The sequence below is a fragment of the Methylobacterium sp. E-066 genome (assembly GCF_022829635.1).
Taxonomy (GTDB): Bacteria; Pseudomonadota; Alphaproteobacteria; order Rhizobiales; family Beijerinckiaceae; genus Methylobacterium.
On record NZ_JAKSYO010000136.1, the window covers coordinates 25,271 to 31,270 of the forward strand.

Here is a 6,000-nt window from a genome sequence, read left to right on the forward strand (position 1 = left end):
CAATATGCGAAGCATCATTCTGACACTCGGCCTTATTGCCGTCGCGGCTCCAGTTCTCGGGGCTCCAGACGCATCGGCTTCAAAGCGCGGCAACAAAGATCTGAAGACCTACTGCTCCGGCGATGCGGTCACGTTCTGCAGCGGCAATGATCCGGACAGCCCAGAGATGGACGCCTGCTTCAAGAAGAACATGGACAAGATCTCGGAGAACTGCCGGCGTGCGATCACGGCCTACAAGGGCAGTGGCGGCAAGTAGCGTCGTCACCATGCTTGAGTCGACGCCTGGGAACTGGTGCCCGTACTGCTAGTTGGCCAAGCAACTGCGTCGGGTACTACCGCCCCGTACTGCTCGACCCGGATGTGCCCGACCAAGGATCATCTCCCCTTGGTCGGGCTTTTATGTCTACCCAGCAACAACTTGATACAAATCTGCGACCCAGTGCGCTTCCCCTTATGGGATCCGCTATGCGTTCGGCTGAGTTCATGGATCAGACTTCATGGGTAGGAGATGATCCTGATGAGACGTCTGGCCCTTGCTTCGGCGGCGCTGCTGGCTGCGCTCGCCTTCGTGCCGACCGGCGCTGATGCGCGTGGCTTTGGCGGTGGTGGCTTTGGCGGTGGTGGCTTCCGTGGCGGCGGTTTTGGTGGCGGTTTTCGCGGCGCCGGCTTCCGTGGCGGCTACGGTGGGTTCCGTGGGGGATATGGCGGCTATGGCCGCGGTTATGGCTACGGCGGCTACGGCCTGGGTTTGGGCCTCCTGACCGGTGCAGCTGTCGGATACGGCCTCGCCGGCGGCTACGGGTATCCCTACGGCGGTTACGGATATGGCTACGGCGGCCCCTACGGTGGGTATGCTCCAGTAGGTTACTACGGCGGCCCCTACGGCTATTACCGCCGGCCCTACGGCTACTACGGCGGCTACGGGTACTGAGCCTGCCTGCAACTAGCTTCACCTCGCGTGGTCACCTGCGCGAGGCACCATACAGCCGCACGTAATCTGGCTGGTGCATCCTGCTGGGATGGCGGTGAGATCGCCGACCTCCCTCCAACAGCTCGTGATCAAATCGGGCGGTGGGGCCGAGCCGGTGGTTAGGTAAGCGCTAGTGGATGCGGCGAAGGCGCGCCGGAGTACGTGTCAGGCTTGAGCGGGCAGCTGCTGTGGGCCTTCCTGTGCCTTATGGTCTTGCTGAAGCCAGGACCGCAATAGGCGCCGTTGATAGAGACGCGCCCATGGCATGCGGGACAACGCTTAATGGCTATCGCATAGCGGCTCACGGCGTCGGCGAGGCTGACCAAACGCCACTAACCCTCAATCTTTGCTTCGCAAGTCTGAGGAACCAGCATTCAGGTCAACGAAATCGGATCGTGCTCCCTCAGCGCCATAACGCCCTGAAGGTTTGCTCGAAATCTCCGATCAGCGTCCGGTTGCAAAAGCTGTGCAGGATAGGGCCATCGATCTGGCCCTCGCGCATCACGATCGACTCGGTCTGCTGATCATACGAGAATGTTAGGTGGCGGCCTCCGAGCGTCGTCGTGAGGACGGCGATGGCGCTATCACCATCCTGCGTCATCTCGGTCGATCCTGGCTTGCTGCGCCACATAATCCCCCCCAGCAGCGCTAGGGTGACCGCCTTCATCTGCAGGTCCTCGCCTTCGGACTGCGCGATGACGCTCACCGCGTACCGCCGCACGGCGTCAAGGTCGGTCTTTTCGGATCTGACGGGAGTGAGCAGGGCCATCAACTTATTCCCGTCTCGTCGTGATGTCCGTTGCGCCCGTCGAGGTGGCGGAATAACCGCCCCAGCCTTCTGTTGAGACCGGCGACTTTCCACCCCAGCCCTCCGCGCGCCACGTCGCGACGCGCAACGTCGGGTCGACTGAGCCGTGGTCCTTCAGGATGGCCATCACGCGGTCCCGCTGGGCGTCTGCGACTACGAGGTTCAGCATCGCCGCGCCCTGCCTCAGCTGCACGCAGCAGGCGTCCAGCACCTCCAGGGGCACGCCGATCGTCCGGAGTCTCTCCCAGAGGCCAGGGCCGTCGGGAAGCGATGCTGCCGCCTCGGCGCGGCCGTCATCCAGATCGGAGGGAGCGGTCACGTGCTGGATCGCCCGCTCGGAGATACCAGCCGCGATCAGCGTGGCTGTCGCCGCCTGCGCCTTGCTACGGCTCTCATACAGCGCGAGAATGCCGAGCCCTGCACGCGAACCATCTCTCGGAAGCAGAGATCCCTCCGGCCGTTCGACCGTATCTTCCTCGGATGCGATCTCCCTTCGCGCGACAGCGATGAACGTGGCGCGCTGGTCTGCGCTCAGCACGAAACCAGCGCTCATCGTAGATCCCTTCTTGGAGGAGGGATCCGACCACATCCGGTCGCTCGGCCCGTTGTCGAGGAAGTTCCGCCGTGCGCGTTCGAGCACCGCGGCCTCGACCGGATCATCGTTCGCCATCTCACATAAAATCATGGGTTGGCACTCCGCACGGCGGGCTGCGGATATGCTGGATTACCCCCGGGCACACCGCTGCTGTTGGCCGACGACGGGGCATCTGCCTTGCCGGTCTCAGAGCCGGTGATCTGCTTGCGCGATGCCGCCTGGCTCTGGCTGGCATAGTCGGGTGGCGAGCTCGCGCCCTGCCAGATCATCAGCCCGGCCAGGGATGTCAGCATCAGGCCGACGCTGACGATCAGAACGTAGAGGGCCGGCCTGCCGCGCTTGCCCTGGCGGCTATCTTGACCGGAGGTATGCTCTGACACTCATGAACCTCGCTTGCCCGCGCTATTGCGAACATGAACGAGAAACATATGCCTATGGCTGAAAGTTCTGGCCTGCGACTTCAAGGGCAATCGAATAAAAGATCGGTGGCTAAAATCCAACACGTGTTAATGATGGATCTTTATAATCTTTGATCGTGTTGAACTGGAACTGTGTTCACTCGGTGCGAATGCTCAATGTACAATCCCATCTTTTCATCGATAATGCTAGAGATCGAGTCGCGGCGGGTCATCGAGCTGCGCATGGTCCGCCTCGCCTGGGGCGGGCGCGAGGGCCGAGCCGAGATGCAGTCCATGGTGACCGAGAAGATCCACGCCGCTGGCGAAGCGATGACGACGCTGATGCTCGGTGGTTCGCCCGAAACCGTGATCGCGCGCTACCGGGAGCACGTCGCTTTCAACACCAAGCGATTGTCTGCGTCCTAATCTGAGCGACCGCATACTGCTCCTTGATGTCGCCGCGTTCGGCGCGCGACTTGAGAGCAATGCGGGGGCAGCCCGCTGAGTGCATACCGCCAGGAGTACCTGCGTTGTTGAATGCCCTTCTGGCGCTCGTTGCCGTTCTCGCCGTGATGGCCGCACACGCCGCCTACAAGCTGGTGCGCCTGCCGTTCCGGCTTCTCAGCGACCTGTTCCGGCACAAGGCTCGGCCGACCCCGCTGACGGCACGCTAACCAAGCTGCGCCATCCTGTATCTCGGCCGCGTCGCGTAACTGGCCCATCGCCGTGAGGAACGGCACGACGCCCCGCTAGCCCTGAAAAAAGGGCGGCGGGGTAGCGGTCGTCACCTCGGGTCCTGAATTTCCGCGCGACCTTGGCGAACGACCTAAATGTGCAACCTCTACAGCTTGATCCGCGGGCAATCAGAGATCGGCAGGACGTTCAGCGTCGAGGGTGATGAAACCGGCAACCTCCCGCCGCTCCCCGGCATCTTCCCGAACACCTCGGCGCCTGTGATCCGCATGCGCGACGGCGCCCGTGCCCTGTCGATAATGCGCTGGGGCATGCCGTCGCCTGCCTTTGCGCTGAAGGGCAAGAAGGTCGATCCCGGCGTCACCAATGTGCGCAACACCGCCTCGCCGCACTGGCGCCGCTGGCTCTCGCCCGCGCACCGTTGCCTCGTGCCGTTCACGAGCTTTAGCGAGAACGAGAAGGCGGCGGACGGCTCGCACCCGCCCGTGTGGTTCGCGTTGACCGAGGATCGGCCCCTCACCTGCTTCGCTGGCATCCTGATTGAGGGCTGGCAGAGCGTGCGGAAGGTGAAGGACGGCGAGACGACTGACGACCTGTATGCCTTCCTGACGACCGAGCCGAACGCGGAGGTCGGGGCCGTGCACCCGAAGGCGATGCCGGTGATCCTCACGAAGCCGGAGGAGTGGGCCACGTGGCTGTCGGCCGATTGGCCGGAGGCGAAGGATCTTCAGCGGCCTTTGGCTGATGATGCCCTGGTCATCGTCGCCTGTGGCGCTCGCCAGGACGGGCGAGCCGACGACGTGGATGAGAGGCCGCCGTCGCGCTTCGCCTGCCGCTCGGCCCGTCGCGCGGCGCGCCGCTCCTCCGACAATGCCCTGAAGTCGATGATCCCGTGCTCGGGTAACTGCGCGGCGGGCTTACGCCTCCGAGTAGGTTCAGGCGGGCATTCCACACGCCGCTGCCGGTCTCGAAACTGAGCGATGTCCTCAGGGTCGAACCGCTTGCAGACCCGCTTCAGGCCCAACCCCACCGCAATGTAGGCGATCTCACCTCGGGCCACATGGCCGTCGAAGGTCCGCCTGCTGATCCGCAGGGACTTAGCAGCCTCGCCGGCTGTGAGAAGGTCCGTTTCGGGCATAGGATCCTCCAAAGCGAGCATGGTGAGATCTGACGCGAAAGATGCCCGGCGATGCCCCGCACCCCGGCCCAAGTGACCCAAGCCGACATCGCGCGGGCGATCCGGGCCATGCGTGCTGCCGGCTACACGGACGTGCGTGTCGTCTTCAAGGATGGCTCGGTCATCGTCGAAGCCGCCCTGGAGGAGGAAGCAAGCGCCGGCCAGCGCAAAAAACAGGAGCGGATCATCCCCCTGTGAGCCTGATCATCCACGAGCGCACGAAGTTCGCTCTGAAAGGGAGCATGACGAAGCGACCGAGACAGCCGAAGGACCCCGTAGCTTTGGAACCGCGCTGCCTGACGATAGCGGACGCGGCGGCCTATTGCGGGCTGACCCCAGGCGGCTTTCGGCAGTGGGTCAGCATCGGCATGATAGCGCCCGCGCTCCCAGGCACGCAGCGGTGGGATCGGAAGGTCATCGACTTCGCCTTGGATCGGCTGAGCGGACTGCCGACTGGCGCATCTGCCGAGTCCGAGGAGAGTGACATAGACCGGTGGCTCCACGAGCACGATGCGGGGGAAGCGAAGGCGCGGGCCTCCGCCGCCAACCTTCGTGGGCCACCCTGGCGGCGCCTGCCGAAGTAGCCCTGAGGTATGCCGAAGCCACGGCAACACCGCTTCTAGCCGCATGGCCTAAGAGCAAACCTTGACCACCACGGTCACGCGCCTCATCGCAAGGATCCGCGCATGACCATGAGCTAGGTGCGCGAAAAAGGACCGTCCGGGCGTCCGACCTGTTCCCGGTCACCGAGGATGCGGGGTCCCGATGCGATGATCTGGATCACCTCCCGTCTGTCGCATTCCTGGCGGGCTAGGACCTCCAGGTCGCGCAGGTAGACAATCACTGGCTGGCGCACGTGCGCGTGCTGCCGCAGGACCGGCTCGACCTTGGCGGTGACATGCTCGGCAAGCGCGTCCCAAAACTCAGGAGGCTTCGCAGACTCGTCTCCCATTCGACACGCTCCTTCTGCGAAGTGCGACCTCGTTAGCCATGAGTTCGGGGGCAAAAGCCCACAGCCAACGGGACCGCCCGATATGGATCTGGTTCGGCCGACATAGCGGATGGGTAGCGTCGCCTAAATTACCTGCGTTAGATCGAGGTCGTGGCTTGGCAGCGTCCCTTGGTCCCGAGGTGCTGCTCGATCCAGTCTTGAGCCGCATCCACATCCAGGAACAGGGGGGCGCTCATCACCGCGGTCAGGCCGAACCCAGCCTCCAGGAACCACATGCCCGCGTTGGACCCGTGCTGCCCGGACAGGTGCACCAGCACCGCCACAAGGAACCCATCTGCGAACACAAGCTGACCGTCGCTGTCTTCACTGCTGGTGGCGACACGCACGGGCTGGAGATGCAGGGTCAT

10 protein-coding genes and 1 pseudogene are annotated in these 6,000 nt (G+C 63.7%); 6 read left to right on the forward strand and 5 right to left on the reverse strand.

Features of this window, described 5'->3' with window-relative positions:
• Positions 1 to 4 precede the first annotated feature (4 nt).
• Both MKL20_RS19670 and MKL20_RS19675 read left to right on the forward strand, forming a co-directional pair.
• Positions 5 to 256 (forward strand): 3',5'-cyclic-nucleotide phosphodiesterase, encoded by a 252-nt coding sequence (locus MKL20_RS19670; protein WP_244038090.1) that lies wholly within the window; start codon positions 5 to 7, stop codon positions 254 to 256.
• Positions 257 to 517: 261 nt separating this feature from the next.
• Positions 518 to 931: a hypothetical protein gene (locus tag MKL20_RS19675; RefSeq protein ID WP_244038091.1), complete on the forward strand. Its 414-nt coding sequence runs from the start codon at positions 518 to 520 to the stop codon at positions 929 to 931.
• A 442-nt stretch (positions 932 to 1,373) separates the two neighbouring features.
• Here the strand turns inward: MKL20_RS19675 and MKL20_RS19680 are convergent, their stop codons facing one another.
• From MKL20_RS19680 to MKL20_RS19690, 3 genes are read right to left on the reverse strand one after another with little or no spacing between them, the layout of a single operon-like run.
• Positions 1,374 to 1,739 carry a hypothetical protein gene (locus MKL20_RS19680; RefSeq protein ID WP_244038092.1) on the reverse strand — a complete coding sequence of 122 codons (366 nt, stop codon included), beginning with the start codon at positions 1,737 to 1,739 and terminating at the stop codon, positions 1,374 to 1,376.
• Positions 1,740 to 1,743: 4 nt separating this feature from the next.
• A complete protein-coding gene (locus MKL20_RS19685; protein ID WP_244038093.1) occupies positions 1,744 to 2,448 on the reverse strand; it encodes a hypothetical protein in 705 nt (234 codons plus the stop codon).
• 11 nt (positions 2,449 to 2,459) lie between these two features.
• A complete protein-coding gene (locus tag MKL20_RS19690; protein ID WP_243918963.1) occupies positions 2,460 to 2,753 on the reverse strand; it encodes a hypothetical protein in 294 nt (97 codons plus the stop codon).
• Positions 2,754 to 2,948: 195 nt separating this feature from the next.
• Between MKL20_RS19690 and MKL20_RS19695 the strand changes: the two genes are divergently transcribed.
• From MKL20_RS19695 to MKL20_RS19710, 4 genes and pseudogenes are all read left to right on the forward strand, one after another.
• Positions 2,949 to 3,197: a hypothetical protein gene (locus tag MKL20_RS19695; RefSeq protein WP_244038094.1), complete on the forward strand. Its 249-nt coding sequence runs from the start codon at positions 2,949 to 2,951 to the stop codon at positions 3,195 to 3,197.
• Positions 3,198 to 3,301: 104 nt separating this feature from the next.
• Positions 3,302 to 3,445 (forward strand): hypothetical protein, encoded by a 144-nt coding sequence (locus MKL20_RS19700; protein WP_244038095.1) that lies wholly within the window; start codon positions 3,302 to 3,304, stop codon positions 3,443 to 3,445.
• Between the two features lie 156 nt (positions 3,446 to 3,601).
• Positions 3,602 to 4,249, forward strand: a pseudogene (locus tag MKL20_RS19705) (SOS response-associated peptidase); the annotation flags it as partial.
• A 404-nt stretch (positions 4,250 to 4,653) separates the two neighbouring features.
• Entirely contained in the window at positions 4,654 to 4,839 is a 186-nt protein-coding gene (locus MKL20_RS19710) for a hypothetical protein (RefSeq protein ID WP_244038096.1), read from the forward strand.
• 499 nt (positions 4,840 to 5,338) lie between these two features.
• On the opposite strand, the gene MKL20_RS19715 is transcribed toward MKL20_RS19710, so the two are convergent.
• Together MKL20_RS19715 and MKL20_RS19720 are read right to left on the reverse strand one after the other, a co-directional pair.
• Entirely contained in the window at positions 5,339 to 5,593 is a 255-nt protein-coding gene (locus tag MKL20_RS19715) for a hypothetical protein (protein ID WP_244038097.1), read from the reverse strand.
• A 137-nt stretch (positions 5,594 to 5,730) separates the two neighbouring features.
• Positions 5,731 to 6,000, reverse strand: a 270-nt coding sequence (locus MKL20_RS19720; RefSeq protein WP_244038098.1) for a hypothetical protein, incomplete at its 5' end; no start/stop codon positions are given.

Coding starts and splice junctions, on each gene's coding strand:
- MKL20_RS19715 (WP_244038097.1), bottom strand. CDS start 5,593: ATGGGAGACGAGTCTGCGAAGCCTCCTGAGTTTTGGGACGCGCTTGCC.
- MKL20_RS19710 (WP_244038096.1), top strand. CDS start 4,654: ATGCCCCGCACCCCGGCCCAAGTGACCCAAGCCGACATCGCGCGGGCG.
- MKL20_RS19685 (WP_244038093.1), bottom strand. CDS start 2,448: ATGGCGAACGATGATCCGGTCGAGGCCGCGGTGCTCGAACGCGCACGG.
- MKL20_RS19695 (WP_244038094.1), top strand. CDS start 2,949: ATGTACAATCCCATCTTTTCATCGATAATGCTAGAGATCGAGTCGCGG.
- MKL20_RS19680 (WP_244038092.1), bottom strand. CDS start 1,739: ATGGCCCTGCTCACTCCCGTCAGATCCGAAAAGACCGACCTTGACGCC.
- MKL20_RS19670 (WP_244038090.1), top strand. CDS start 5: ATGCGAAGCATCATTCTGACACTCGGCCTTATTGCCGTCGCGGCTCCA.
- MKL20_RS19675 (WP_244038091.1), top strand. CDS start 518: ATGAGACGTCTGGCCCTTGCTTCGGCGGCGCTGCTGGCTGCGCTCGCC.